Annotated in this window: 27 protein-coding genes and 1 pseudogene; 16 read left to right on the top strand and 12 right to left on the bottom strand. The window is 68.8% G+C overall.

The genetic code is table 11. The annotated features are described in order from the left end of the window. Positions 1-1,398: 1,398 nt before the first annotated feature. The 3 genes and pseudogenes from EHW97_RS05110 to EHW97_RS05100 all read left to right on the top strand — a co-directional run. A pseudogene (locus EHW97_RS05110) lies at positions 1,399-2,610 on the top strand (IS256 family transposase); the annotation flags it as partial. A gap of 681 nt (positions 2,611-3,291) precedes the next feature. Further along, positions 3,292-3,711, top strand: coding sequence for a hypothetical protein (locus EHW97_RS05105; protein WP_124236076.1), 420 nt, complete (start codon positions 3,292-3,294; stop codon positions 3,709-3,711). Between the two features lie 357 nt (positions 3,712-4,068). Continuing rightward, positions 4,069-5,208 carry an FUSC family protein gene (locus EHW97_RS05100; protein WP_124236075.1) on the top strand — a complete coding sequence of 380 codons (1,140 nt, stop codon included), beginning with the start codon at positions 4,069-4,071 and terminating at the stop codon, positions 5,206-5,208. Here the strand turns inward: EHW97_RS05100 and EHW97_RS05095 are convergent. Together EHW97_RS05095 and EHW97_RS05090 are read right to left on the bottom strand one after the other, a co-directional pair. After that, a complete protein-coding gene (locus EHW97_RS05095) occupies positions 5,169-6,428 on the bottom strand; it encodes an APC family permease (RefSeq protein ID WP_243696309.1) in 1,260 nt (419 codons plus the stop codon). The genes EHW97_RS05100 and EHW97_RS05095 overlap by 40 nt on opposite strands. 86 nt (positions 6,429-6,514) lie before the next feature. Next, positions 6,515-7,231, bottom strand: coding sequence for a DUF981 domain-containing protein (locus EHW97_RS05090; protein ID WP_124236074.1), 717 nt, complete (start codon positions 7,229-7,231; stop codon positions 6,515-6,517). Between the two features lie 103 nt (positions 7,232-7,334). On the opposite strand from EHW97_RS05090, the gene EHW97_RS05085 reads away from it, so the two are divergent. Then, complete coding sequence (locus EHW97_RS05085; protein ID WP_124236073.1) at positions 7,335-7,955, top strand: TetR/AcrR family transcriptional regulator; 621 nt, start codon at positions 7,335-7,337, stop codon at positions 7,953-7,955. 86 nt (positions 7,956-8,041) lie between these two features. On the opposite strand, the gene EHW97_RS05080 is transcribed toward EHW97_RS05085, so the two are convergent. Further along, positions 8,042-8,233 carry a hypothetical protein gene (locus EHW97_RS05080; protein WP_121795625.1) on the bottom strand — a complete coding sequence of 64 codons (192 nt, stop codon included), beginning with the start codon at positions 8,231-8,233 and terminating at the stop codon, positions 8,042-8,044. 145 nt (positions 8,234-8,378) lie between these two features. Next, positions 8,379-8,555: a twin-arginine translocase TatA/TatE family subunit gene (locus EHW97_RS05075; RefSeq protein WP_124236072.1), complete on the bottom strand. Its 177-nt coding sequence runs from the start codon at positions 8,553-8,555 to the stop codon at positions 8,379-8,381. An 89-nt stretch (positions 8,556-8,644) separates the two neighbouring features. Here EHW97_RS05075 and EHW97_RS05070 point away from each other — a divergent pair, with 89 nt between their 5' ends. Beyond that, a complete protein-coding gene (locus EHW97_RS05070; protein ID WP_208001895.1) occupies positions 8,645-9,736 on the top strand; it encodes an LCP family protein in 1,092 nt (363 codons plus the stop codon). A 75-nt stretch (positions 9,737-9,811) separates the two neighbouring features. Continuing rightward, positions 9,812-10,450, top strand: coding sequence for a maleylpyruvate isomerase family mycothiol-dependent enzyme (locus EHW97_RS05065; RefSeq protein WP_124236070.1), 639 nt, complete (start codon positions 9,812-9,814; stop codon positions 10,448-10,450). 71 nt (positions 10,451-10,521) lie between these two features. Here the strand turns inward: EHW97_RS05065 and EHW97_RS05060 are convergent, their stop codons facing one another. From EHW97_RS05060 to EHW97_RS05045, 4 genes are read right to left on the bottom strand one after another with little or no spacing between them, the layout of a single operon-like run. After that, the gene (locus EHW97_RS05060) at positions 10,522-10,779 is read right to left on the bottom strand and encodes a GlsB/YeaQ/YmgE family stress response membrane protein (protein WP_124236069.1); all 258 of its coding nucleotides are present in this window, start codon (positions 10,777-10,779) and stop codon (positions 10,522-10,524) included. A 25-nt stretch (positions 10,780-10,804) separates the two neighbouring features. Then, positions 10,805-11,116 (bottom strand): DUF4235 domain-containing protein, encoded by a 312-nt coding sequence (locus EHW97_RS05055; RefSeq protein ID WP_124236068.1) that lies wholly within the window; start codon positions 11,114-11,116, stop codon positions 10,805-10,807. Further along, entirely contained in the window at positions 11,113-11,667 is a 555-nt protein-coding gene (locus tag EHW97_RS05050; RefSeq protein WP_124236067.1) for a type 1 glutamine amidotransferase domain-containing protein, read from the bottom strand. The genes EHW97_RS05055 and EHW97_RS05050 overlap by 4 nt, the downstream gene beginning before the upstream one ends. 14 nt (positions 11,668-11,681) lie before the next feature. Further along, positions 11,682-11,966, bottom strand: coding sequence for a WhiB family transcriptional regulator (locus tag EHW97_RS05045; protein WP_121792728.1), 285 nt, complete (start codon positions 11,964-11,966; stop codon positions 11,682-11,684). A 143-nt stretch (positions 11,967-12,109) separates the two neighbouring features. On the opposite strand from EHW97_RS05045, the gene EHW97_RS05040 reads away from it, so the two are divergent. The 5 genes from EHW97_RS05040 to EHW97_RS05020 are packed head-to-tail and all read left to right on the top strand — an operon-like array spanning position 12,110 to position 16,113. Then, entirely contained in the window at positions 12,110-13,063 is a 954-nt protein-coding gene (locus tag EHW97_RS05040; RefSeq protein ID WP_279432301.1) for a MerR family transcriptional regulator, read from the top strand. 13 nt (positions 13,064-13,076) lie between these two features. Then, complete coding sequence (locus EHW97_RS05035) at positions 13,077-13,880, top strand: crotonase/enoyl-CoA hydratase family protein (RefSeq protein ID WP_124236065.1); 804 nt, start codon at positions 13,077-13,079, stop codon at positions 13,878-13,880. Positions 13,881-13,917: 37 nt separating this feature from the next. Beyond that, positions 13,918-14,676 (top strand): class I SAM-dependent methyltransferase, encoded by a 759-nt coding sequence (locus EHW97_RS05030; RefSeq protein WP_166367390.1) that lies wholly within the window; start codon positions 13,918-13,920, stop codon positions 14,674-14,676. Continuing rightward, positions 14,673-15,314 carry an IMPACT family protein gene (locus EHW97_RS05025; RefSeq protein WP_124236063.1) on the top strand — a complete coding sequence of 214 codons (642 nt, stop codon included), beginning with the start codon at positions 14,673-14,675 and terminating at the stop codon, positions 15,312-15,314. The genes EHW97_RS05030 and EHW97_RS05025 overlap by 4 nt, the downstream gene beginning before the upstream one ends. 46 nt (positions 15,315-15,360) lie before the next feature. Further along, on the top strand, positions 15,361-16,113 hold the full coding sequence (locus tag EHW97_RS05020; protein WP_124236062.1) for a polyprenol monophosphomannose synthase: 753 nt from the start codon (positions 15,361-15,363) through the stop codon (positions 16,111-16,113). Position 16,114: 1 nt separating this feature from the next. On the opposite strand, the gene EHW97_RS05015 is transcribed toward EHW97_RS05020, so the two are convergent. Next, positions 16,115-16,660, bottom strand: coding sequence for a TetR/AcrR family transcriptional regulator (locus EHW97_RS05015; RefSeq protein ID WP_243696307.1), 546 nt, complete (start codon positions 16,658-16,660; stop codon positions 16,115-16,117). Positions 16,661-16,723: 63 nt separating this feature from the next. On the opposite strand from EHW97_RS05015, the gene EHW97_RS05010 reads away from it, so the two are divergent. The 4 genes from EHW97_RS05010 to EHW97_RS04995 all read left to right on the top strand — a co-directional run bounded on the left by EHW97_RS05010 (position 16,724) and on the right by EHW97_RS04995 (position 22,407). Next, positions 16,724-18,232 (top strand): MFS transporter, encoded by a 1,509-nt coding sequence (locus EHW97_RS05010; RefSeq protein ID WP_208001894.1) that lies wholly within the window; start codon positions 16,724-16,726, stop codon positions 18,230-18,232. 146 nt (positions 18,233-18,378) lie between these two features. Continuing rightward, the gene (locus tag EHW97_RS05005) at positions 18,379-19,293 is read left to right on the top strand and encodes an EamA family transporter (RefSeq protein WP_243696306.1); all 915 of its coding nucleotides are present in this window, start codon (positions 18,379-18,381) and stop codon (positions 19,291-19,293) included. A gap of 127 nt (positions 19,294-19,420) precedes the next feature. Continuing rightward, complete coding sequence (locus EHW97_RS05000) at positions 19,421-20,716, top strand: MFS transporter (protein WP_124236061.1); 1,296 nt, start codon at positions 19,421-19,423, stop codon at positions 20,714-20,716. Further along, positions 20,713-22,407 (top strand): FAD-dependent monooxygenase, encoded by a 1,695-nt coding sequence (locus tag EHW97_RS04995; RefSeq protein ID WP_208001893.1) that lies wholly within the window; start codon positions 20,713-20,715, stop codon positions 22,405-22,407. Before EHW97_RS05000 ends, EHW97_RS04995 begins: the two co-directional genes overlap by 4 nt. Before the next feature lies 1 nt (position 22,408). Here the strand turns inward: EHW97_RS04995 and EHW97_RS04990 are convergent, their stop codons facing one another. From EHW97_RS04990 to EHW97_RS04980, 3 genes are read right to left on the bottom strand one after another with little or no spacing between them, the layout of a single operon-like run. After that, a complete protein-coding gene (locus tag EHW97_RS04990; RefSeq protein WP_124236060.1) occupies positions 22,409-23,239 on the bottom strand; it encodes an IclR family transcriptional regulator in 831 nt (276 codons plus the stop codon). After that, positions 23,236-24,516: a DUF3500 domain-containing protein gene (locus EHW97_RS04985; RefSeq protein WP_124236059.1), complete on the bottom strand. Its 1,281-nt coding sequence runs from the start codon at positions 24,514-24,516 to the stop codon at positions 23,236-23,238. Before EHW97_RS04985 ends, EHW97_RS04990 begins: the two co-directional genes overlap by 4 nt. Beyond that, the gene (locus EHW97_RS04980) at positions 24,506-25,285 is read right to left on the bottom strand and encodes a FadR/GntR family transcriptional regulator (RefSeq protein WP_124236058.1); all 780 of its coding nucleotides are present in this window, start codon (positions 25,283-25,285) and stop codon (positions 24,506-24,508) included. Before EHW97_RS04980 ends, EHW97_RS04985 begins: the two co-directional genes overlap by 11 nt. A 103-nt stretch (positions 25,286-25,388) precedes the next feature. Between EHW97_RS04980 and EHW97_RS04975 the strand changes: the two genes are divergently transcribed. Beyond that, positions 25,389-26,258 (top strand): fumarylacetoacetate hydrolase family protein, encoded by an 870-nt coding sequence (locus tag EHW97_RS04975; protein ID WP_124236057.1) that lies wholly within the window; start codon positions 25,389-25,391, stop codon positions 26,256-26,258. Positions 26,259-26,276: the final 18 nt, after the last annotated feature.

The raw sequence follows: 26,276 nt of genomic DNA, 5'->3' as shown, positions 1-26,276 counted from the left end.
GGTCCCCTTGTTAGTTCGCAAGGCTACCTGCAACATGAGTGAGCTGGGCTATGAATCGTCCGTAGTGCTTAGAGCGACTCGCTCGCCGGTCTAGAGTCGCCCGTTGACTCGGATGACTATCTCCAGCGTGCTGTCAAAAGCGATCTCCTCTGCAGAAGAAGTGGAGGGTGCAGTCGAAGATGCGCTTACAGCGTCGAATCCATGGTGCTCGGCCAGGATGTCCCCGATGTAGTCCGAGTGCGTGAGGCTCGCCAGCTTGGCGCTGGCTTTGATTTCTTCGGCGAGGAGGCGTGGCAGGCGGACAGCGAATGTGTGCCTTTCCCCCTTTGAGGGGCGCCCACCTTGAGGGTGCTTTGTGCTCTCGGGTGTTCGTGGCATGCGGAAACGCTAGGGGCACCCGTTCTCATGAACCAAGCTGACGGACCCAGGGAGTCGATCCATGGCCACCGCCCGCCAATGACTCCGTGTGACAGGTTCAGTGGCCTGCGCGATCGAGCAGACGACCCGTCTGCCATGTCAGAGATCTGCGGCTTGGAGAGTTTGCGCCGGCTCCTGGCCGGTCTCGCGACTGGACCTAGTGCACCTGCGGGTTGACCTCGACCGGGACTGCTGCACGGATTGTTGGAGGCTGGCGAAGTCCAATCCGTGGCTGATTCGGCCACGGGTTACATGCGGGAGACGACCGTCAGTCTTGGTGGAAACCACGACTGAAGGACCTTCCGGGGGACTCACCTTGCCCGTGCAGGTAGGGTTTCGGCCTTGCGGTGGCAGGGGACGGTGTGAGCCGGCTCCCAGGCGTCGCCCGAGGTAGATGTCATGCTCGCGCAGTGTGGGCAGTGCCACCCGTCCCAATCGCAGCCGCACGGAGCGGTCGAGGATCGCCGCAGTGGGTGGTCAGGGTCGTCGAGGTGCACTAGATCCTCCTTCCGTGGGCCAGCGGGATTCCAGCTCTACAGTTGAGTGTCGGCGACACAACAACCGTCGCAAGTGTGCCACTCGGCGTGGGGGCTTCCCGCAGCGGCGTGCGGGCGAGTGGAGCGCGGTGGCCTGCTGCTACTTGTCGCTGTGTGGTGTCCGGAGGCGGCGACGGCCGACAACCGCTCGGAAAGGAAGAGCACGCGGCGGACAGTCGCAGCCCCGAGGCGCCGGGCTGGCGGGCTGCCGTTGTGAGCCCGGTCAGGAGCGAGCGGCATCCACGCTACCCCGCCGCACGTATAACTCCGGCTCCTGCTGGACTTGCGCCCTGGCGTCTGAGAGAGGCGAAGCTCGACCTGCCTTCAGTGGCGTCCCGCATAGTGGTGTAACTGCTCGGTGGTCGGCCTCGTCGTGAACGTGGGCGCGGTCACCGTGTGATCCTTCGAGGAATCTCCTACAACCCTCTCGAATGGAGTCATCACGATGACCGCTCCTCACATTGTCGACCCTGCTGGCCTGCTCGGTGAAGCCCTCGCTGAGGCGTCGCCGGATCTGATGCGGCAGCTGCTGCAGACGATGATCAACGCGCTGCTGTCCGCGGACGCAGACGCCGTCTGCGGCGCCGAATGGGGCAAGCCCAGCCCCGACCGGGTGACGCAGCGCAACGGCTACCGGCACCGCGAGCTGGACACCCGTGTCGGCACGATCGACGTCGCCGTCCCCAAGCTCAGGAAGGGCACCTACTTCCCGGAATGGCTGCTCGAGCGCCGCAAGCGCGCCGAGGCCGCGCTGATCACCGTCGTCGCCGACTGTTACCTCGCCGGCGTCTCCACCCGCCGGATGGACAAGCTGGTCAAGACGCTCGGCATCGACTCGCTGTCCAAATCGCAGGTGTCCCGCATGGCCGCGGATCTCGACGAGCACGTCGACCAGTTCCGCCACCGTCCGCTCGGGGATGCCGGGCCGTTCACGTTCGTCGCCGCCGACGCCCTGACGATGAAGGTCCGCGAAGGCGGCCGCGTGATCAACGCCGTCGTCCTCGTCGCCACGGGTGTCAACGCGGACGGGCGCCGGGAGGTCCTGGGCATGCGCGTCGCGACCAGCGAGACCGCCTCGGCCTGGAACCAGTTCTTCGCCGACCTCGTCGCCCGCGGCCTCACCGGCGTCCGCCTCGTCACCTCCGACGCCCACCAGGGTCTGGTCGAGGCGATCGCGGCGAACCTGCCCGGAGCGGCCTGGCAGCGCTGCCGCACCCACTACGCGGCGAACCTGATGTCCGTCACCCCGAAGTCCCTCTGGCCCGCGGTCAAGGCGATGCTGCACTCCGTCTACGACCAGCCCGACAAGGACGCCGTCAACGCCCAGTTCGACCGGCTCCTCGACTACGTCGAAGACAAGCTCCCCGACGCGTTCGAGCACCTCGACACCGCGCGGGCGGACATCCTCGCGTTCACCGAGTTCCCCGAAGGCCTCTGGTCGCAGATCTGGTCCAACAACCCCAACGAGCGACTCAACCGCGAGATCCGCCGCCGCACCGACAGCGTCGGCATCTTCCCCAACCGCGACGCCATCGTCCGCCTCGTCGGCGCCGTCCTCGCCGAGCAGACCGACGAATGGGCCGAAGGCCGCCGCTACCTCGGCCTCGACATCCTCGCCAAGTCCCGCCTGCGCCTACTTCCCGACACCGACCGACAGCACCCTCGAACTCAGCGCCTGACCCAGCACCGAAGGATCACAAGGCGGCTACACCACTACCGGGGACTTGACCGCGGCGGTGGAGCGGCTCGGGTGACGATCCCCGTCTTCAAGTGACGAGATGTGGGGATAGAGGGCCTAGGCCTACGCCGCATAACACCGAGGAAACCGGGACGCTTCGTCTCCAACAGTTCCGCGATGTGCCTCATCTGGTCTGACTTGCCTCGCGGGACGCGCGCACTGCTATATTGGTGGACGTTTGCCTTCGCCAAGAAGGGTTGGACCTGGAGTTCGCTGTCGGCAAGTCCGGATCCGCCGTCGAAACAAACGGCCAGGTGCTGATCGATCCACTGTCGCCGACCGGGCTGGCGTGGCGTCGGTGTCCCAGGTTCCTAGGCGACTATGCGTCAAGGCTGAGATCATCACGGTATGCGACGGAACAGGCGGGTGAGTAAGCCACCTTTGACCCCGGAGGAGCGGGAGAAGGTTGCTGCACTGCGGGCGGCGCGGGGCGTCTGGCCTCGATCTTCTTCGCCATCCCCGAACCTTCCGACTGGCCTGACGAAGTCGGCAGCGCAACGAGCGCGTTCAGAGGCTCGGCTCGCCGAGTCAGCGGAGCGATTGGCGCGTCAAGCACAGCGCGAGGCCGAGAGGGCACGCGAGGAGAGTGCGGTTGCCGCGTTGGCCCAGTGGCATCTGGCGCGGCTGCGTGCTTCTCCCAACGACCTGGATCCGTGGGACGATGAGTTCATTCTCGAGATCCGCCGGTTGTTAGAAGGCGGTCTTGTTGAGCGGGCAGAGCGATTCGTGCTGGCAGTCACCCAAGAGTTGCTCGCTTGGAATCTGCCTGCTGACATCCTGTGGGTCCGCCTCGAGCAGACCAATTCGGTGATCGCCTTGGAAGCCAAGGCCAACCGCACTTTCGTCAGTTGGGCGCGCAGTCGTGCCTCGGTTCTCCATCGGCAGTGGGCATTGGGTGAGCAGCAGAAGGCGCTCTCGCGTGCGGCTGAGGCTACGCGTCAGGCCGGCGTCGAGCGCGAGCGAGAAGAGGAACGGAGTAGGGAGATCATCCGCCAACGGCCCATCTCAGGTCGGTATTGATTGCGTAGGTCCTGCAGTGCGAACTGGTGACAGCCTGGTGAGGCCCATAGTGGGGGAGCCGCGCCGGATGGCTCGGCCGACCGAGGCGGCTGCCTGCAGAACTGCACGTTCGGCTCACAGGAACCCGAGGTGTACAAAAATCGGGGTCGGAGCTGTACAAAATCGATCCCGACCACAGCAGATCCGCAGGTCAGCGGGTTGTGTGAAACCCCCACCCGACGAGCCGGTCCACTGGGCCGGCTTTCGTCGTTCCGGGGCAGGTCGGTGTCACGAATTCACCGTGTGAGCCCTGCGTAACCGCGTGTCACAGCGTTCGGGGCCACGGCGCGCCGCCGCTGTGTCCGCCATGCTGAGGACATGCCCCGCGTCCGACTTCGGCTGCGTCACGAGCCGAGTTCTGATCCGCTGCTGGGCTCCCGTCTGCACATCGCGGTGCTCTCGGCGGTGGCCGCCGGTGTCGCCTGGGTGCTCGGCAACCAGCTGCCCTCGCCGGTAGGCGATTACGCCTACTACGCGCCGCTGGGCGCCGTGCTGGCCATCAATCCGACGCTCGCCAACTCCATCCGCCGCAGTGTCCAGCTGTTCGGGGCGCTGCTACTCGGTGCCGTCCTCGGCGTGGCCATCGAGTTCGTCCCGGTCCCCGGGCCGATCGGGGTCTCGATCATCGTCTTCCTCGCGGTCGTCGCCTCCGCATGGGACGTGCTCGGCGACGAGCGTTCGTGGGTGATGACGGGCGCGTTGTTCACGTACGTCCTCGGCAGGGTCGACCCCACCGATTTCGTGTCGGGAATGGTCGCCCAGGTCTCGGTGGGTGCCGTGATCGGCGTGGTCCTGACCCTTGCCCTGCCGCCGATGCCGTTGACCCTGGCCAAGCGGCGGCTGTGGGCGACGAGCGACGAGATCGCCGGGCAGTTGGACGACGTCGCCACGGCGTTGTGTTCCGAGGCGAGCGAGGACGACGACGGCGGGACGATCGCCCGGGAGATCATTCCGGACCTGCAGCGGCTGAGAACGACCATCGACGCCCTCGACGAGTCGACCATCGGCAACCTCCGCGCTCGGCGCTACCAGCACCAGGTCGAGCGGCACCGGGTCCAAGCCGACGTCGTGGTGCGGGTCGGCGCCGTGGTCGAGAACGTCGTCTTCATGCTCGCCGAGGTGCAGTCGTCCTCCCGCCCGTGGCTGGAGCGCGGCAGTGACCTGTCGAAGTCGGTGGCTGAAGTGCTGCGTCGCCTCGCCACGGTCGTCCGTTCGATCGGGGCCGACGAGGACATCGCGGAGGAGGATCGTCGGGACCTGGAGTCGCGCGTCGATGAACTCGAAGACACCGTGCAGCGCGACCGCGGCGACACGACCTGGATTCCGGGCGCTGCTCTCGTGCTGTCGCTACGCCGCTGCCTGGGCGCGATCGAGACGGAACCGACGACCGCTGTCGTACCGCCGCTCACCTCGCCCGGTCAGCGCGAACGGCGAAGGCGCCGTTTCAGGAGACGATAGAGCGCGCCGACGGCCAGCACCACGAGGCCGGCGCCGATCGACTCCGGTGGCAGGGTCGCGACCAGTACCAGGCACCCGACGAGGCCGACGAGCTGAAGAGCGTGCGGGTAGCGCCGCCACCGGCCTCCCTGCGTGTACGCGGCGGTGTTCGCCACCGCGTAATAGAGGAGAACGCCGAAGGACGAGAAGCCGATCGCTCCCCGAACGTCCGCGACGACGACGATCGCGATCACCGCGACCGCCAGGACCAGCTCCGCCCGATGCGGGACGCGGTATCTCGGGTGGACGGCGGCGAGCCAGCGCGGCAGGTCGTCTCGACGGGCCATCGCCAGACTGGTGCGGCCGATCCCGGCCATGAGCGCGAGCAACGCCCCGAGGGCTCCCGCGAGAGCACCGAGCCGGACGAGGGGCTCGATCTCACTCCACCTCGACGCCGCCGCCGCGTCGGCGAGGGGCGAGTCGGAGGCGGCCAGGCCCGCCGGTCCGAGCACGTGGAGTGCGGCGAGTGCCACCACCACGTAGGTGGCGAGGGCGCCCGCGAGAGAAATGCTGATGGCACGCGGAATGGTGCGAGACGGTTCCCTGACCTCTTCACCCATCGTCGCGAGCCGGGCGTACCCGGCGAAGGCGAAGAACAACAGCCCGGCCGCCTGAAGCACGCCGTAGGCGTCGAACCTCGTGGTGCTCGCTTCGGGGGCGGACGGCGACGAGAACGCCGCGACGGCGAGCGTCGCGAGCGAGATCAGCACGATCCCCACGCCGACCCGCGCGACCGCCGCGGTCCGGGTGACGCCGAAGTAGTTCGCGGTCGTCATCGTCAGCACGGCCACGACCGCGGCTGCCGTGCGATAAGGCTCGGGCGCCGCGTAATGCGCGACGGTCAGCGCCATGGCGGCGCAGCTGGCGGTCTTGCCGATGACGAACGACCAGCCCGCGAGGAACCCCCACCACTCCCCCAGCCGTTCACGACCGTAGAGGTAGGTGCCGCCCGACTCGGGGTACTGGGCGGCGAGCTGGGCGGAGGACGTCGCGTTCGCGATCGCCACCACCGCGGCGACGGCGAGCCCGAGCAGCAGCCAGCTGCCTGCCGCTGCCGCTGCCGGCGCGAACACCGTGAAGACCCCGGCGCCCAGCATGGCGGCGAGGCCCAGCACCACGGCCTGGCCGGTGCCGAGGCGACGGGCGAGCGGGTGCCCCTCATGCGCGTCGTGCCTCACCACGTCCCGAGGCTAGTGGAGCCGGACGCGGTGAGGCACGGACGAGGATCGGCACGGGCGAACGTTCACGAGGCGTTCACCCCGCGTGGTCAGCCCATCGTGTTGACGATGAGACCGATGTGGGTGAAGAAGTTCATCGCGCCGAAGAGCAGGAACGCGACGCCGGTGATGCCCCACGCGCAGCCGATGACCTTCCACAGCCCGGAGCGGACGGCTCGCAGCGCGAAGGGGAACAGGACGGCGCCGACGCCGACCAGCGCGATGAGGCCGGACATGAAGATCGCCTCGACGAGCGGCCATTCGGCGAACGCGCCGGAGATCGGCTCCTCCGGCGGCGCGGCGAAGAGCTGGTACTTCACGCCCGCGACGGCGATGCCGATCAGGCCGAGGCCCATGCCGAGCACGAAGACCGAGACCGGCCGCGCCACCTGGCGCAGGTGCTCGAGGCCGCCCTCAGCGGTGAGCACGGTCCTGCCGCGGAACCACACGTACAGTGACGCGGCGAGGAGCAGCACACCGAACGCGAGAGAGGTCTCACCGAAGATGATGTTGTCGAACGGGAAACCGCCCGCGGCGAGTGGCCACGTGAGGGTCATGTGAAGACCCGTGGTGGTGAGGATGAAACCGAGGACGCCGAACGCGAGCGCCCAGCCCTCGGGAACGACCTCGTGCGGAGTGCGGATCAGCTCGCGACCCAGCCAGACCAGAAGGATCAGGCCGGCGCCGACGGCGACCGACATGACCGTGTTGTACGTGGGCATCTGGGCCCAATCGATGACGAGGCCTTCGTGTGCCAAGGCGCTCATGGTGATCATCTCCTTGTCTGTGGCGCCGGATTGCCGGCGCATTCGGAGAAACCATACGCGCGGATGAGTTATTCCCGCGGCGCGCCCCGGTTACCATGTCGAGGTGCGTGAGGAGCTCAGCCGTGAGGGTCAGTACGGCGAGCGAGCCATGGTTCAAGGCAGGGGAGCGGACAAGCAGCGGCGGATGATCGAGGCGGCCGCCGTCCTGTTGATCGACGAGGGGTTCGAAGCGATCACGCACCGCCGGGTCGCCGACGCGGCCGGCGTTCCGCAGGGCTCCGCCTCCTATTACTTCCCCACCCGCTCGAGTCTCGTGGCCACCGCGGTGCGAGCCGCTGAGGATCTACGGGCCGGCTCGGCCATGAACCGTGCCGAGGGGCTGCCGGTGCGGCGACGTTCTGCGGACGACACCGCGCGCGAGTTGATCGAGACGTTCTTCGCGCCGCACGTGGACGAGCGCGTGGTGACCGCACGTCTCGACCCGATGCTCTCGGCGCTTCGCGACCCGGCGCTCGCGCCGATCATGCGTGACTCGCGACCGCGCCTGCTGGCGGCACTGCGTGTCGTCCTCGACCGGTCCGGGTTCGAGCACGTGGACGACGTCGACCTGATCGCGCACCTCGTCGACGCCGCGCTGCTCAACGCCGCGGGCGCGGGGGAGGAACGCGTGCTGGAGTTCGCCTCCGGCGTGGTCGGGCGCTTCCTCGAGCACTACCGACGCTGACGACCGCACCACTCGGCGGGCCCAGTCGGCGCGCGTCCGGACGTCCGTTGTCGTGGTGAATCAGCGAGGTCGCGTGTGGCGCCGCGTCAGTCACCGTCGTCGAGTGCTCCGGCGCCGCCCCCGACGTCGACGGCGAAGGGCTCCGCCACCTCCACGACGAGAGCGGTCTGGGGGGCGAGGGACTCGCGAGGTCGGAGCTCGGCTTCCACGAGCGCTCGGTTGATGGCGATGTCCAGGTCCGAGCCCGGCTGTACGTGATCGCGATGGTCGTTCCGCATGGCGCCTCCTAGGGCGACTGTAGCCCTTGCTGGCGGCCGGAGTGCCCTCTTCGCGATCCACGAGCCCGAAGCTCCGGGGTGAGCGGTCGCTTCCTCGACCCGCTCCGAAGGCACGGGCGGGCCCGTCCTCGACCTTCGAAGCGCGTCAGTCGTCCTGCCGACGGCGGGCTTCGTCCTCGTCCGCGGCCCGCATCTCTGCCTTGAAGATCCGCAATGCGCGGCCGCTCTGCCGGGCGAGGTCCGGGAGTTTCGCGCCGCCGAACATCAGGACGGCCACGGCGGCGACCAGCAGGAGTTCGGTCGCACCGATCTGACGGATCATCGTTCCCTCCTCCGCCACCGCGTACGCCGGCTGTTGTCTCGTTGCCTTACGGTGGACGTCCCATCCATCTGACCATGGCGAGGGAGAGCATGAGTCCACGGGGCCGGCACGTCATTCGGCCGCGGCGACGTCGTCGCCTGGTCGTCGGCGCGATCACCGCCGTCGTGCTGCCGGCGCTCCTCGTCGCCGCCGTGGTGCTCCGGATGCTCAACAACGTCAGTACCGTCGAGGTCGAGACGATCCAGGCGAGCGAGCCCGACGGGCCCCTCAACGTGCTGCTCATCGGGTCCGACGCGCGATCGGCCGGGGGCGGTCGGTACGGCGACGACGACGGCACGGGGCGCAGCGACTCGATGGTGCTCGCCCACCTCTCAGCGCAGAACGACCGGATCGATGCCGTCCAGATCCCGCGCGACCTCATGATGGAAGTCCCCGCCTGTGAGGACGCCGGCTGGCCTGGCGGGATGCTGATGATCAACGCGACCTTCGACTTCGGTCCGTCGTGCGCCCACCGTGCGGTCGAGGCGGTGACGGGGGTGCCGATCCATCATCTCGTCGTCCTCGATTTCGACGGATTCGAGCAGATGGTCGACGCGCTCGGCGGCATCGACGTGTGTCTCGACGAGCCGGTGCGCGACCAGTGGTCGATGGCCGACCTGCCCGCCGGCCCTCAGAAGCTCAACGGAGAGCAGGCGCTGGCGCTGGCGCGCACCCGGCACGCGTTCGGCGACGGTTCGGATATCGCGCGCATGGAGAATCAGCAACGAGTCATGTCCGCCATCGCCCAACAGGCCACGAGCGAGGGTCTGCTGACTCGCCCGGACCGGCTGGTGCGCTTCCTCAACGCGGTGACGTCGTCACTCACCGTGGACGACGCCCTCGGCAGTCCCGGCGAGCTGGTGTCGCTCGCCTCGCGCGTCGCTTCCGTCCCGTTGTCCGCGATCACCTTCCAGGTCATGCCATGGCAGCCGGCGTCCTTCGACCCCAACCGTGTGGAGATGACGGACGAGGCGCGGGAGCTGTTCGCCGCGCTGCGCGACGACGTCTCCCCGGACGCCGCAGCTGAGTCGCCCGACGAGGAATCACCCGCCGCACCGGACGATCCACAGCAGGACGCCGCCGCTCCCGAACCGGTCGCACCGCCGGCCGAGCGCCGTTCCGCCGACGTCCCGCTCTGCTGAGTCGCCGCGCGCTCACGCTGCGCCGCCGCAATTCGCTCGCGCCGATCCGGGTGGCCCGGCGCTAGTCTCCTCACCGTGGCCGAGCGACTCTCCGACATTCAGGACCGCGAGCGGGCAGCACTCGTCGCTCAGCTTCAGGAACTCCGGCCGGAGCAGTGGCGCACACCCACGCTGTGCTCGGCATGGGATGTCGAAGAGGTCGTCGCGCATCTGACGGCGGCGGCCGGCACCAGCATGGCGGCCTGGATGCGCAGCATGATCCGCGCCCGTTTCGATGCGGACGTGCACAATCGACGTCTCGTGGAGTCGTTTCGCGGAGCGACTCCGCAGCAGACACTCGACCGGTTCAGGGCCGCGGGCACCATCGCACTCCCGCTGGCGAACAGCCCCGGAGGTCTCGGCGAGCTGATCGTCCACGCCGAGGACATCCGCCGTCCGCTCGGACTCGCCCATCGTGTCGACACCGGCGGACTGCTCGCCGTGGCGCGGTTCTTCGCGACCCGCGACTTCGCGGTGAACAGCAAGTCTCTCGTGCAAGGGCTCACGCTCGTGGCGACCGACGCCGACTTCCGCCACGGCTCAGGCCCGGCCGCCGAAGGGCCGCTGATCGCCCTCGTCATGGCCATGGCCGGCCGCACTGCCTATCTGGATGAGCTGACGGGGGACGGCGTTCGGGAACTGGCTCAACGGATGGGCGGCAACGACCGGGCCTGACGCCGTGCCCTCCCCGCACATGACGAGGGGCCGTCCGAAGCGTATTCGGACGGCCCCTCGACGTGCGTGGATCAGACGCGCTTGCGTCCCGAGATCGCGTTGTACGCGATGAGGGCGATGATGGCGCCGATGATCGAGCCGATGATCCCTGCGGCGCTGAAGTCGATCCCGTCCCCGGTCAGCAGCGAGCCGAGCAGGCCGCCGACGAACGAGCCGACGATGCCCAGGACGAGCGTCCCGAGGATGCCCATGCTGTCGTCACCGGGGACCACGGCGCGAGCGATGAAACCGGCGATCAAGCCGACGATGAGAAATCCGATCAAACCCATGGGGTTGTTCTCCTTCTGTTGGGGTCTACTTGCCCGGCCACTCGCCGGTGGCCTTGGCGAAGGCGCGGGCGCCCTGGCGCTGCACGATGGCTCGCACGCCCGAGAAGATCGCGCCCTGGATGACAGCGGCGAGGAGGATCTCCTTGAACGGGAACTCCGACTGCAGCGGTGTGGGCGGGTCGCCTTCGGTGTTGGGACTGACGCGTTTCCAGACTTGCTTGAACACCGCGCTGGCCACGAGGCCGGCGATGATCGAACTGACCAACCCGACCGGCTGGTACAGGATCTTGGCCGACTTGCTGGACTTCGTCGCCGCGGTGCGGGAGGCGGGGGTCATCGCGAACTCACCACCTGAACAAGTTTCGCGTTGAAGGCGTCGAGGTCGTCGGGGTTGCGCGACGTGATGAGGTCGAACCCCTGGGACGTGTCGTGGCTGACCTGCTCGTCCACCCACGTGCCCCCGGCGTTGGTGATGTCGGTCCGCAGACTCGGGTACGAGGTGAGCGTGGCCCCCTTGGCCACACCCGACTCGACGAGAGCCCAGGGCCCGTGACAGATCGCGGCGATCGGCTTTCCCGCCGCCGCGAAGGCTCGGACGACGTCCAGCGCCTTGTCGTCGAGGCGCAAGTTGTCGCCGTTCACGGTTCCGCCGGGGATCACGAGGGCGTCGAACTGATCGACCTCGATATCCTCGATGGTCATGTCAGGTGTGAACACCTGGTCCTTGTCGACATCGCCGACCATGGACTGCACCTCGTCGCGCTGCGGCGCCGCGTGGACCGGCGTCCCGCCAGCAGCGATGATCGCGTCGCACGGCGAGGTCAGTTCGACCTTCTCCACGCCGGTCTGCGACGTCATCACGGCGATGTTCTTGCCCTCCAAAGTCATGAGATCCCCCCAGTTCAGCTGGCGACGCGCTGCTCGAGGAGCTTGGCGCGCTCGGATTCGGTCAGGCCGCCCCACACTCCGTAGGGCTCCTGCACCCGCAGGGCGTGCTCGCGGCACTGTTCGATCACCGGGCAGGTCGCGCAGAGGGCCTTGGCGGCCTCTTCACGGCGCTGGCGCTTGGCTCCACGCTCAGCCTCCGGCGAGAAGAACACGGAGGAGTCGACGCCCATGCAGGCGCCGTCCCACTGCCACTCGTAGGACTCGAGGATCGGGGACGGGAGTCGCTTGATGTTCACCATGCTGCAGGCCTTCCACGAGAAAGTTCTGATCCGACGTCGCGGCTGGCTGTTCAACCCCGAGTACGATGCAATGACGATAAACTTACTCAGAACTTGTTCACAAGAGCAAGTCGGTGAACAAGTTCTCAACGGGACATGACGAGATGAAGGCGGAGAACGGACCAGTGGCTTCCTCGGATTCCGCCCAAAACGACGCGCCCTGGCGTCGTTCGGGCGAGGTCACCTGGAGCGTTGGAACTGTTGCAGAACGTCTCCAAACTTCCGCATCAACCTTGCGCACGTGGGATCGTCGCTACGGCCTGGGCCCGACGCTGCGCACCAGCGGAGGCCACCGCCGCTACTCCTCGCTGGACATCGACCGCGTCGACCTGATGCGGCGGCTGCTGGCCCGCGGCGTGCCTGCGCAGGAGGCCGCGCAGGTCGCCAAACAGCTCGCCGGTGATCACTCGCCGACCGACGTGTCCAGCGAAGTGACCGGCGGGCCCCACCACCACGACGACACCGTGAACGAGTTCGTCCAGGCCACGCATCGGTTCGACGGGCGCGAGCTCGCGCGGGTTGCCACCATCGCGTTGCGGGACCTGAGCACGGTCGAGGCATGGGAGCACGTCTTCGTGCCCGCCCTCATCACGATCGGCGAGCAGTGGGCTGAGGGCCACCTCGGTGTCGAAGGCGAGCATCTCGCGAGCTCGGTGCTGTCCTCCGCGCTGCGAGCTCACGCCCGACGCCAGTCGCTGCCCGACCTCGCTCGCCCCGCGACGGTCGTGCTGGCCAGCGCCGAGGAGGACCAACACGCGTTGCCCGTGATCGCGCTCGAGGCCGCACTCAGCGAGCACGGGCTCGCGGCCCTCGAACTCGGACCTCGCCTGCCCGCCTCGGCCCTGCGCAGCCTGCTGGAGACGATGCGCCCCCAGGTGCTGTTCCTGTGGGCCTCGCTCCAACGACCGCCGCGCGATCCCATGCGCGAGGTGCTGGAGAAGGTCGACGAGGACACGCTCGTCGTGCTCGGTGGACCGGGCTGGCCGAAGGAGGCCTCCCCGGTCCGCGGCATCCGCGAAGCCGTCGAAATGGTGCTATCGCGAGCCCTCGCACCCTGACTAGGGTGTCGCCATGACCGCACCTCACGTCGACGTCGAGATCGACGGCCCGATCGCCCGCGTCTGGCTGAACCGCCCGGACAAGCTCAACGGCATCACCTTCGAGATGCTCGACGGCCTCGTGCAGGCGGCCGAGCGCATCGAGCGGGACCGTTCCGTGCGGGCGGTCATCCTCGAGGGACGCGGACCGTCCTTCTGCGCAGGTCTCGACTTCGGTCGCGTCATGACCAACCGACGCGAGGTCTTCAAGCGGTTCCTCCCTCACCCCTTGCGGGGAACCAACGGCTTCCAGCGGCCGCTGTGGGTGTGGCGCGAGTTGCCCGTCCCGGTCATCGCGGTGACGCGCGGCCACGTGTTCGGCGGGGGTATCCAGTTGGCCCTGGCCGCCGATTTCCGCATCACCTCCCCGGACTGCCAGTGGTCGGTGATGGAGGCCAAGTGGGGACTCGTCCCGGACATGAGTGGAACGGTGCCGCTCGCCGAGTTGGTACCGGCCGACCTCGCCAAACGCCTCGTGATGACCGGTGAGGTCTTCAGCGGCGAGCGGGCAGCCGAGTACGGCATCGCCTCGCAGGTGGCCGAGGATCCGGGCAAGGCGGCGCTCGAACTCATCGAGGCCCTGATGGAGCGCTCGCCCGATTCCGTCGCAGCGTCCAAACGGCTGCTCGACGAGACGCGGCACAGCACGGCCCGCCGCGCGTTCCGTCTGGAACGTCGCCTGCAGCGGGCGATGCTGAAGTCCCCCAACACCCGCGAGGCCCGCCGTGCAGGCCAGGAGAAGGACACGCCGCGGTTCGGGCCCCGGACCTTCCGCTGACGCCGGACTCGTCGCCGTGCCCGGTAGGGTGGGCGGCGTGAGTGACAAGGGCAAGAAGGTCGCCGATCAGTACGACCGCGGCTACGACTACACGAAGTACTGGGACAACCGCGACTACGAGCACGCCGCCGAGGAGATCGCGATCCGCCGGCTGCTCGACGGCCAGCGTTTCGAGCGCGCGGCCGACGTGGGCGGGGGCTTCGGCCGACTCTCCCTGCTGCTGCGCGAGTACGCCGACCACGTCACCCTCGCCGAGCCGAGCCGCACTCAGCTCGATGCCGCGGCCAAGCTGCTCGAGGGCACCGACATCGCTCAGGTCCAGATGCAGGCCGACGACCTGAAGTTCGCCGACGGCGAGCTCGACCTCCTCACCATGGTGCGGGTCATGCACCACATCCCCGAGCCGTCGGCGGAGTTCGCCGAGATCGCCCGGGTCCTGCGTCCTGGCGGCACCGCGATCATCGAGGTCGCCAACCTCGGCCACTTCAAGAACCGCCGCAAGTACAAGAAGCTCGGCCAGCCGTTGCCGACCGAGCCGGTCAGCATTCGCACGGCGCCGGCGGACGAGCCCGACGCGATCGCGTTCGTCAACCACAACGTCGACACGGTGCTCACGCAGCTCGCGGCCGCCGAACTGGTCCTCACCGACAAGCTCTCGGTCAGCAACCTGCGGAGCCAGACGCTGAAGAAGTACCTCCCGATCGGAGTCATGACCACGATCGAGAAGGCCGTTCAGCGTCCGCTCGCGCGCAAGGACTTCGGTCCGTCGATCTTCCTCAAGCTGCGTCGCCGCTGACCAGCTACCGCACGCTCGACCTCGGTCTCGGCGAATCCGTCGCCGCCGAGATCGAGATCAAGCGCTCGCGTTTCCTCGGGCAGGCCTGCCGGGTCGAGTCCGAGGAGCACGCCCGCGCCTTCATCGCGGACGTCCGCGCTGCCTACCACGATGCGCGGCATCACTGCACCGCGTTCGTCATCGGCGCACGCGGTGACCTGCAGCGCTCCAACGACGACGGAGAGCCGGCCGGCACCGCCGGGCGGCCGATGCTCGAGGTCGTCACGGGCCGGGAGTTGAGCGACGTCGTCGTGGTCGTCACCCGCTGGTTCGGCGGGATCCTCCTCGGCGCGGGCGGCCTGGTGCGGGCCTACGGCGACGCGACGGCCGCGGTCCTCGACCAGGCCGGAGTCCGTCGCCGTGAGGAGCTCGCGATCGGCGTCGTGACCGTGCCCGTGGCCGAGTCCGGGGCGTTCGAACACCGTCTGCGTCAAGTTGCCGACGTCGTCGCCGTCGAGTACGGCAACGCCGTGAACTTCACGGTCGCCGTGCGAGACGTGGACGACCTCGACCGGCAGCTCGCCGCCTGGAGCTCAGGTAGCATCCGAGTCGACCCGATGGGTTCGCAGTGGAGGGACGTCGCGAACCCCGCGCTGTGACGAGGATCGCGAGGCGCCCACCGTCGATCAAGGGGAGGATGACGACGTGGACAGCAGTTCGAGCGGCCAGAGGGCTCTGGTCATCGTGCCGACCTACAACGAGCGCGACAGCATCGTCATCACGTTGCGGCGCATCCTCACCGCCTCGGACGCCGACGTGCTCGTCGTCGACGACGCCAGCCCGGACGGGACGTCGCAGCTGGTGCGCGACCTGGAGGAACCGCGCGTCCACGTGCTCGACCGGCCGGGCAAGCTCGGGCTCGGTACCGCGTACGTCGACGGGTTCGGTTGGGGGCTCGAGCGCGGCTACGGCGTTCTCGTCGAGATGGACGCCGACGGCTCCCACCCGGCCGACCGGCTCCAAGCGCTGATCGACGCCGTCCGTGGTGGCGGAGCCGACCTGGCGATCGGGTCCCGATGGGTCCGAGGTGGCAGCGTCGTCGACTGGCCGCGCCATCGTGAGGTGCTGAGCCGCGGCGCCAACGCCTACGCCCGCGTCATGCTCGGACTCTCCGTGCACGACGCCACGGCGGGATTCCGCGCCTTTTCGGCCGATCTGTTGCGCCGCTTCGACCTCGCCGGCATCCACTCGCAGGGGTACTGCTTCCAGATCGACATGACCGTGCGGGCCAGGGATCTCGGCGCCCGGATCGTCGAGCTGCCGATCGCCTTCCGAGAGCGCGAGCACGGCGTGTCCAAGATGAGCGCATCGATCATCCTCGAGGCCATGCTGCGCGTGACCTGGTGGGGTCTGCGCCGGCTGACGGGTCGGCGCCTGCAGGAACCGGCGCCGGCCTGAGTCAGAGGTCGAGCCGCGCGAGCACGTCGCGGACGTGCTCGAGGGCGCGCGGGTCGGTGAACCCCGACGTGTCGTCGAAGTAGAGGCCGTCGCCGATCAGTTGGATCGTGCGGGCGAGCGCCTCGTCGCCGAGGTGGTCGCTGAGCACCGCGAACCACTGGTCGCGCAGCTCGGCCAGGGCATGGCTGGCACGTTCGTCGTTCTCCTGGGCGATGCGTGCGGCGGCGATGAGCGCGCGATCGAAGGCGGACCCGGAGTCGACGGACGTCTCGAGGTAGTAGTCGACCGGGCCTTGCGGGGCCGTCCGCATCGCGGTGGCGTCGCGTTCGCCCATGAGCCGCATCCGGTCCAGCATCCCCTCGACCAGCTCGTCCTTGCTGTGGAAGTGGTAGAGGAGGCCCCCCTTCGAGACGCCGGCTTCGGCGGCGACGGCGTCGAGAGTCGCGGCGCGGCTGCCCTCGGTGACCAGGAGGGTCTCGAACGCGTCGAGAAGTCTGTCGCGGGTGGAGGGCTCCTCGGGCGGCATGCCCTGAGTGTAGGCGATCACGTGTTCAGCCTCATATTCCAAAGTGTTTGATGACTGTACCGTCTGGACGGTACAGTAGCGCGCATGACCATGATGGAGACGACTGGGCGCCTGCGCGCCGGACGGCGCGAGTGGCTGGCGCTCGCGGTGCTGATGATTCCCGTCCTTCTGGTGTCGGTCGACAACACGGTCTTGAGCTTCGCGCTGCCGGAGATCAGCAGGGATCTTCGGCCCACGGGTACGCAGCTGCTGTGGATCGTCGACCTGTACGCCCTCATGCTCGCCGGCCTGCTCATCGCGATGGGCTCGATCGGCGACCGTCTCGGCCGGCGCAAGCTGCTGGTCGCAGGTGCGGTCGGTTTCGGCGTCGCGTCCCTGGTGGCGGCGCGGGCGGAGAGCGCGGAGATGCTCATCGTCGCGCGCGGCCTGCTCGGCTTCTTCGGGGCGACGCTGATGCCGTCGACGCTCTCGATCATCCGCAACGTCTTCGTGAACGCCCGGGACCGCCGGATCGCCATCGCGACGTGGGCCGCGATGTTCTCCGGTGGCGCCGCCCTCGGACCGATCGTCGGCGGCTGGCTGCTCGAGCACTTCTGGTGGGGATCGGTCTTCCTCATCAACGTGCCGCTCATCGTGCTGTTCGTCCCGCTCGCGCTGGTGCTCCTGCCCGAGTCGCGCGATCCGAACCCGGGCCCGCTGGACCTGCCGTCGATCATGCTCTCGATGCTGGCGATGATTCCTGCGGTCTTCGCGATCAAGCACGGCGCCAAGCACGGCCTCGACGATGTCGTTCTCGCGTCGTTGGGCCTCGCGATCGGCGCGGCCTGGTTGTTCGTCCGGCGCCAGCGCCGGCGCGAGAACCCGATGCTCGACGTCACGCTGTTCGGCAACCGCGTCTTCACCGGCGCCATCGTCGCGAACATGCTGAGCCTGATGGGCCTGGCCGGGTTCCTCTTCTTCGGGTCGCAGCTGTTGCAGCTCGTCATCGGCCTGTCGCCGATGAACGCCGCGATGGTGCTGCTCCCGGGCCTGCTCGTCACGGTCGCATTCGGCTTCATCGCCGTGCGGCTCGTCGAGCGCTTCCCGATCCGGGTGCTCGTGAGCGGCAGCTTCCTGGCCTCGTCGCTCGGTTATGCGATCGCCGCGTTCACCGGACATCCGACGGTCATGAGCGTTCTCATCGCGTTCGCGATCATGGGCATCGGGATCGGGATGGCCGAGACGCTGACGAACGACCTCATCCTGGCGAGCGTCCCGGTGCACAAAGCCGGTGCGGCGTCGGCGATCTCGGAGACGGCATACGAGGTGGGTGCGGTGCTCGGCACCGCCGTGCTCGGCAGTGTCTTGACCGCGACATACCGCTCCCAGCTCACGGTTCCGGCCGAACTCGCGTACGGCGAGAAATCCCACGCGTTCGAGACGCTCGGCAGCACGATGGAGTACGCCGCGAGGTACCCGAACGCGCTCGGCGAGCAGCTGGCCGAGTCCGCGACGCAGGCCTTCGACCTCGGGGTGCAGCTGACGTCCGGGACCGCGATCCTCGTGGCCCTCGGCGCGGCGCTGGTCTCCTGGCGGGCGTTCCGCCACCTCTGAGTACGCGCTGAGTGTGGGGGGTGCCGCCCTGCACGGAGCGCAGCGGAGTGCGCGGGGGAACGTTCGGCAGGCGGAATGAGGCGATATGCCTGCTGAACGTCGCACTCACGGCGTGGGCGACGGAGGGGACGTGGCACCGTTAGGACGTGCCCGTCAAGGATCGGCTGCTCGCCGTCATCGTCGCTGTGTTGTGGGGACTGAACTTCGTCGTCATCGACGAGGGCATGGACGGCGTGCCGCCGCTGCTGTTCCTCGCGATCCGGTTCGTCTTCGTGGCCTTCCCGCTGATCCTCCTGGTACCGCGGCCGAAAGCCAGCTGGCGAGCTGTCGTGGCGGTGGGCGCCTTCATGAGCCTCGGGCAGTTCAGCCTCTTGTACATCGGGCTGGCGACCGGGATGCCGGCCGGATTGGCGTCACTCGTGCTTCAGGCGCAGGTCATCTTCACGATCGTGCTGGCCTGGGTCGCGCTCGGTGAGCGCACCACAGGGCGCCAGCTGGTCGGCGTGGTGGTCGGCACCGCCGGTCTCGCGCTGGTCGCACTCGCTCACGGGTTGCGCGCGCCGGTGCTCCCGCTGCTGGCGACCGTCGGGGCGGCCGCCTCGTGGGCGATCGGCAACGTCGTCGCCCGCCAGGCCAAGGTCGCGTCGGGCTTGTCGCTCGTCGTGTGGTCGGCCCTCGTGGTGCCGGTCCCGTGCCTGTTACTCGCCCTGCTCCTGGAGGGGCCGGACGGCGTGCGAGCCGGACTCGCCGCGTTCGGTTGGGCCGCCGCGGCGAGCACCGCGTACACCGCGATCGGCGCGTCCCTGATCGGCTACACGCTCTTCAATGGACTCCTGTCCCGTCATCCCGCGGGTTCCGTCGTGCCGTTCATCCTGCTGGTTCCGCCGGTGGGTATCGCGTCGGCGTGGGTGTTCCAGGGGGAGGTGCCGACCGCGCTGGAGTGGGCGGGTGCCGTCGTGATGATGGTCGGCGTCGCCATCGCGAGCCTCTCCGGACGTCGCAAGGTCGCCCCCGCTCCCGAGGCTTCGCTCACGGACGAGGCGCCCGGCAAGCCGTCCTGACGGCGGAACACGCCGTCCTCGCTCGCCCGTCGCGCCCCACCGTGCCAATGAGTGAAAACGGTCCTGCGGCCGAAGTGTGTCAGCAGTCACAGTGACCTGGTTCACTCCTCTCCCGGAAGGTCGACCCATGGCCCTCTCTCGTACTTCGCCGAGTGCCGCAACGGCACCGACCGGCGGACGCCGATCGCGCGCTGTCGTGTTCCTGCTGTGCTGGCTCTGCCTGGCTGCTGACGGTTATGACCTGATGGTCTACGGGGCCACGCTCCCCGGACTCATCGGACAGGAGCCGTTCCACCTGACCCCGGGCACCGGCGGTCGCATCGCGAGCCTCGCGTTGCTCGGCATGCTCGTGGGCTCCCTGGTCGCCGGGATGATGACCGACCGGCTCGGTCGGCGGAAGATCTTCATCACGGGCGTGGCCGTCTTCTCCCTCGGCATGGGTCTCACCGCCCTCGCGCCCAACCTGGAGCTGTTCGTCGCAGCGCGGATCTTCACCTGCCTCGGCGTCGGCGGACTGCTGCCCACCGCCGTGGCTCTGGCGAGCGAGTTCAGCCCGGCGGCAGGCCGATCGCGAAGGCTGGGCATCGTGCTCACCGGCCCGCCGACCGGCATGGTGCTCGCCTCGCTGCTCGCCTCGCAGTGGATGGACTCCTTCGGTTTCCGGCCCGTCTACGGTGTCGCTGCCGTCATGGTGATCATGGTGCCGGTGCTGGTCGTCCTCCTCCCGGAATCGCCGAGCTTCCTGGCGGCCCGTGGCCGCGTCGCCGAGGCCGAGCAGGTCCGCCAGGCGTACCAGCTCCCCGCTCCCGCAGCTCAGCCCGGGGCGGCGCAGGGCGGCGGTGTGGCCGTCTTGTTGGCCCGCGGCCAGCGTTCGAGCACGCTGTTGATCTGGGCGGCGACCTTCTTCAGCCTCCTGACCGTCTTCGGCATCACCACGTGGTTGCCGCAGGTGATGAACTCCTCCGGGTACGGGCTGGGCTCGGCGATCCTGTTCCTCCTCGTCTACTGCCTCGGTGCCGCGGTCGGCACCGTGCTCGCCGCCACTATCGCGGATCGTGTCGGCCCCAAGCCCCTCGTGCTCGTGGGCTTCGTGGTCGCCGCGAGCGCCCTGCTCGCCATCTCCACGCGCCCCTCGACCCCCGTGCTGGTCGTCCTCGTCCTGCTGGCCGGATTCGGCGGCCTGGGCACGCAGAACGTCCTCAACGACTTCGTCGCCCGCCACTACCCCACGGAGGCGCGCGCGAGCGGCCTGGGTTGGGCGCTCGGCATCGGTCGTATCGGAGCGATCGTCGGACCCACGTACGGCGCCTGGGTGGTGTCGCAGTCCCAGCCCCTCGTCGCGACTGCGGTCGGGTTCGCGGCGACCGCGCTCGCCGGAGGCGTCGTGACGGCCCTTCTGCCCTCTCGAGGAGCCACCCGGTGACGCTGCACCACGGCATCGCCGACCTTCCCGCGACCACCCCCGAGTCGCCGCTCGAGGTGCTCGTCGCCGGTGGCGGTCCGAGCGGCCTCTTCCTGGCCACGGAACTGGCCGAGCGGGGCGTGTCCGTGGCGGTCGTGGAACCGCGGGTCGAGCTCGACTGGCTCCACCCGCGCGCCAAGACGACGAACGCGCGGACGATGACCCACCTGCGCCGCCTCGGACTCGCGGACGCGCTCCGGACGGCGGCTCCCCTCAAGGTCGCGTACTCACAGAGCGTCGCCTTCTGTACGGGGCTCGACGGCTTCGAGGTGCTGCGTTTCGATGAGGCCTTCCAGCTTGCCGAGGGACGCTACGAGCTCGCGCCCGAGTGCGGCCAGCAGGTGGCACAACCGGTCGTCGAGCAGGTGCTGCGAGAAGCACTGACGGCCAGCGAACGAGGTCGACTTCACCTCGGAGTGGAGTTCGTGCGCACCGAGAGCCTCGAACGTGACGACCTGACGGCAGCAGTGGTGCAGGACGAGGACGGTACCGAACGGACCGTGTACTGCCGCTATCTCGTCGGAGCCGACGGGGTGTCCTCGGCCGTGCGGCGCGACCTCGGCATGCGCCTGGAGGGGAGTTCGGCGAGCAAGTCGAACCTCGGGATCCTGTTCCGCTCCACCCAGCTCGCGGAGCGTGTCAGCCTGCCCCCGGCCGTGCAGTTCTGGATCATCGGGCGAGAGCACGCCGGCATGGTCGGGCAGATGGACCGCCACGACCTGTGGTGGGTGATCATCCACGGGTACGACCCCGAGAGTGCCGCCTTCGCGGGAGTCCCGAGTGCTGACCTGGTCCGCTCGCTCACGGGCATCGACGACGTCGACATCGAGGTGCTCGCCGAGGACCCGTGGACCGCGCGCATGCTGCTCGCCCCCCGCTACCGCGTCGGCCGGACGTTCCTCGTCGGCGACGCCGCCCACGCCAACCCGCCGTGGGGCGGGCACGGGTTCAACACGTGCATCGGGGACGCCGCCAACCTCGCCTGGAAGCTCGCGGCGGTGTGCCGTGGGTGGGCGGGGGCTGAGCTCCTCGACAGTTATGAGATCGAGCGTCGTCCGGTCGCTCGCCGGACGATCGACGATGCTGCGCGCAACGGGCGACTGTTGGCCGACGACGTGAACCATCCGTCGCTCCGGGACCCCGGGCCGCGAGGGGAGGAAGCACGCCGTGCCGCCGCGCAGGCGCTCGCGGTGAAGAAGTCCGAGTTCCACTCGCTGGGTCTCGTGCTCGGGTACGACTACCGAGACTCGCCGCTCATCACTCCCGCGGGCAGTGCGCCCCCGGCACCGGATCCGATCGACTACGTCCCGTCGGCCGCTCCCGGTTGTCTACTGCCGCACGGATGGCTCGACGACACCACCTCGCTGTACGACGTCCTCGGACCGGGATTCACGCTGCTCGTGGACGCGGCGTCGATGACAGGCGCCGAGGTGCAGGCGGTACGGGACCTGCTCGTCGAGGACGCGGAGCTCTGCCGGATCGTGCCGATCGAGGCTCCTGCGATCACGGCCAGGTGGGAGGCGCCGCTGGTGCTCGTCCGTCCCGATCAGCACGTCGCGTGGCGAGGTGGCGAGCCGGGTGACGTCGCGCCTGCCCTGCGTCGGGCGATCGCCGATGCCCGCGTCCCCGCCGGGAGCGGACCGAGGAGCTGACTCATTCGTCGCCGGGCGGAACCGCCGGCAGTCCTGCGCCGAGTACGCGCGACAGGGACTTGCTGGAGGTTTGCAGGGCCGGGAGGAGCCGCCGCGGGTCGTACCCGTCGTCGGGCACGACGACCGAGATCGCGCCGGCGAGCTGTTCGTCGGCTCCCCACACCGGCGCGGCCACCGAGAGGATCGGCGTGGGAACGCGGCGCCGGAAGATCACCGACTTCTCACGCCGGATCTCGGCGATGAGGCGCCGCAGTTGCGTCGCGTCGACCGGCTGCTGCTCGGGCATCCGCACCAGCGAACGGGACAGGTAGCTCTCGCGGAATTGCGACGATTCGAACGCCAGCAGTGCCAGGCCGACGCCGGTGGAGTGCAGCGGAAGGCGGCCGCCGACGTGGTAGAGCACCGGCATCGCCTGATGGTCCGAGATGCGCTCGAGGAGGATGGCCTCGTGACCGTCGCGTACGGCGAGCAGCACGTGCTGGCGGGTCGCCTCGGCGAGGTCGTGCAGGAACGGCAAGGCGACGTTGCGGATGCCATGGCCACGCGGAGCGCTCGCGGCGAGTTCGTAGAGACGTACCCCGATACAGAACCGGCCGTGCTCGTCGCGCTCCAGGGCACCCCAACTCATGAGTTGACGCGCGATCCGCAGCGTCGAGCTCACCGGCAGTCCTGCCCGGCGGCTCAACTCGTTCAGACCGAGGTGGCGGTGCGAGGGGTCGAAGGAGTGCAGGATCGAGAACGCCCGGTCGATGACGGGTTCGCCTTGAGCTGGACGTTTCCCCCGCACCGGCGCTGTGCGCTCGGTGTTGTCGGCATCGGCGTCGTCGCTCATGTGTCCGCGCGGGTGAGGGCGACGGGGTCCTGGTGGTGCTGCTGCCACTGTCGTACCCACGCTCGGCCGTAGTCGTTGCCGTGGGGTGTGCGGAGCACTGTGTGGATGTGGAAGTTCTTGGGGGTGTCGTAGTCGAGGAACACCCCGCAGTGGTGGTCCAGTTCGGCGATGACCACGGGGGACTGGACGCGGATGTAGAACACGCTTCCTGGCCGCCAGTCGCCGATCCACTCCACCCACGTGTCGTCGAGGTGCCGCTCGATCTCGCGCATCCGCGCGCGCCGCGGACCGTCGGGCAGGACGGCGACGAACTGCTCGACGAAGGCGAGCACCAGGGTGCGGGCTTCGGCCGGCATGTCGGCCACCGGCGCACCGGCGAACGGAATGATCCGATTGTCCTGGAATGCACCTGCGAGGTGTCGTTCATCGCCGGGGTGGACCCTCCCCTCCGGCATCGCCGGGTCGACGAGCTGCGGGTACGTGATCGCCCGGTTCCGCTGGTCCTCGGGTAACGCGCCGATCAGCGCGGTCGCCAGCTCGATGCGCCGGTCGAAGACGCCCGGCCCGGCGTGAGGTCCGGCGTCGATCTGGTCGGGTTCGGCGCCGAGGAACAACGGGCTGACCTGCATGCGGCCCTCCACGACGAGGCAGTTGACGGCGCAGTGATGGCCGAAGAGCTGCCAGCCCCACGGTGCTCGCAGGTCGGGTGTGCCGTAGAGCGCGATGTTGTAGCTGAACTCGTTGAGGATCGTCGAAAGGTCGACGACCTCGCCGAGGAAGTGGTTGATGACCATCATGCGGTGAGCGGCGGCGAAGCCCTCTTCGCTCAGTGAGGCACGCATGAGGCCGAGCGCCGCCTGTTGCACCTCCGAGGAGGCGAACTCGAGGCGGATCCCGGTGTCGAACTGCATGAACTCCGGGTTGGCCCAGGTCTGCCACTCCGGGGCGTCGACTCGATGACACAGTCGGTCGCGGTCGCTGTCGCTCAGGAGGCCGATCAGGTGGTCGGCCGCCGCGACCATGTCGGCGACCGGGGCCTCCTCGCCCGGCTCGGCGGGAGTCAGCGGATAGAGCCCGTCACGAAGCGTCCCGTCCTCGGTGATCCCATGAAACTCGTTGAGATACAGGGGGGTCCACCCCTCGATGAGCCCACCCGTGAACGAGTCCTCGCGCGCTGCTTCGCGGTAGCTGTACGCGTCGAGACCGCGGATGTCGGCGAGGCGAGGATGATCGTGGGGGAAGAGGTAGGCGCGGAACGCCGACGGGTCAGTGGTCATCGGTCGAACTCCTCGTGTGTGCGTGGTGCGGGGTGGGCTGCGACGACCGCGTCGAGGGTTCGTCCGACGCGGGTTGACGGTGGCGCTCGACGGCTTCTCGCACGCGAGCTTCGTCTGCTGCGACGATCGCCTCGACGAGCTCGACGTGATCGGCCAGTCGACGCCTGCGGTACGCCTCGTCGTCGACATCGTCGATCCGGCGAGCCGAGGTGGTGATCAGGTGGCCGAGCGTCCCGACGTAGACCGCCCGGGCCATCGCGTTGGGGCAGATGGCGGCGATCCTCTCGTGGAGCGCCCAGTTGGCGCTCATGAAGGAGTCCCAGTCCTCGGCGGCGGCCATCGCGTCGATGTGGCGCCGGAGATCGTCGATGTCGGCAGCATCGCGGCAGCGCGCGGCGCCGAGATCGATGAGCAGCTCAAGGTGATCGCGCAGTTCGATCGCGTCGACGACGGCCGTCGGATCGTCGGCGACCTCCAGCAGCGTGTGGCGCATCCGCACCACGGGTCCTCGCTCGGCGACGAAGATGCCGCCGCCACGGCCGGGCTTGATGTACACCGCCCCGCGGTCACGCAGAAGCCGCACGGCTTCGCTGACGGTGGGCTTGGACAGGCCGCTCGTACGCCGAAGCGTCTCGAGCGTGCCGACGAAGTCCCCCGGACCCAGGCCCTGCTCCACGATGTGGCGCTGGACGGTGGTGGCCAGTCGGTCGGCGCGCGAGGCCGACACCGGCACGGGATCGAGCTTCAGCCCACGGTGGTCATCCTTCACGGACAGCAGTCTGGCATATTCCGTCTAAAAGGTATAGAACTTTAGAGCCGTCGCGTTCGCACTCGTCCGGAGTGCACGACGGGGACACCGGACGGAGAATCTTGTGAGTCAACGAATCGTCGGCATCAAGGACGCCAGCGGGGCGGTCGTCGTCGCGGCAACGGACGAGGTGTCCGGAACCGCCGAGGTCCTCGACGGGTTGGAGGCGTTCTGGGCGGACCCGGCCGGCGCGATCGCCCGCGGGGGGACCGGAGTGACGATCGAGCTCGAGGGCGCCGAGATCGTCCCGCCCGTGTTGCCCGGAGCGAGGGTGATCTGCATCGGGCTGAACTACCTCAAGCACGTCGCCGAAGGGTCGTACGCGCATGACGACCATCCGCCCTACCCCACGCTCTTCGCACGGTGGCCGGCCTCGCTGACCGTCGGAGGCGCAGCCATCCCGGTGCCCCTCGACGAGGACGGCCTGGACTGGGAGGGTGAGGTCATGGCCTACGTCGGAGCGCCGCTGATGGACGCCAGTCCCGAGGAAGCCCTCGCCGCCGTCGTCGGCTACTCGACCTTCAACGACGTGACCGCTCGGCGCGCTCAGAAACTCACCTCGCAGTGGATTCTGGGCAAGAACGCGGACCGGTCCGGCCCCCTCGGCCCCCTCGTCCCGGCTGCCGAGGTCGGTGACCTGCGTGACGGCCTGACGGTGACGACGCGGGTGAACGGTGAGGAGGTGCAGCGTGGCAGCACCGACCAGATGGTCTACACGGTCGGGGAGACGCTTTCGCTCATCTCCCGCACGTTCACGCTGCGGCCCGGCGACATGCTCGCCACCGGCACCCCCGCGGGCGTCGGCTACGCCCGGACGCCTCCGTGGTTGCTGCAGCCCGGTGACGAGGTCGAGGTGGAGGTCGAGCGCCTCGGAACTCTGCGCAACCGCATCGTCGCTCACGCCGAGCGGGCAGGACTCGTGGGAGGCTCATGATGCTCGCATCCGGCCGGA

This window comes from Aeromicrobium camelliae (assembly GCF_003850045.1).
Taxonomy (GTDB): domain Bacteria; phylum Actinomycetota; class Actinomycetes; order Propionibacteriales; family Nocardioidaceae; genus Aeromicrobium; species Aeromicrobium camelliae.
The sequence above is the reverse complement of the archived record's forward strand: the minus strand, read 5'-3'. Positions and strand labels throughout refer to the sequence as shown.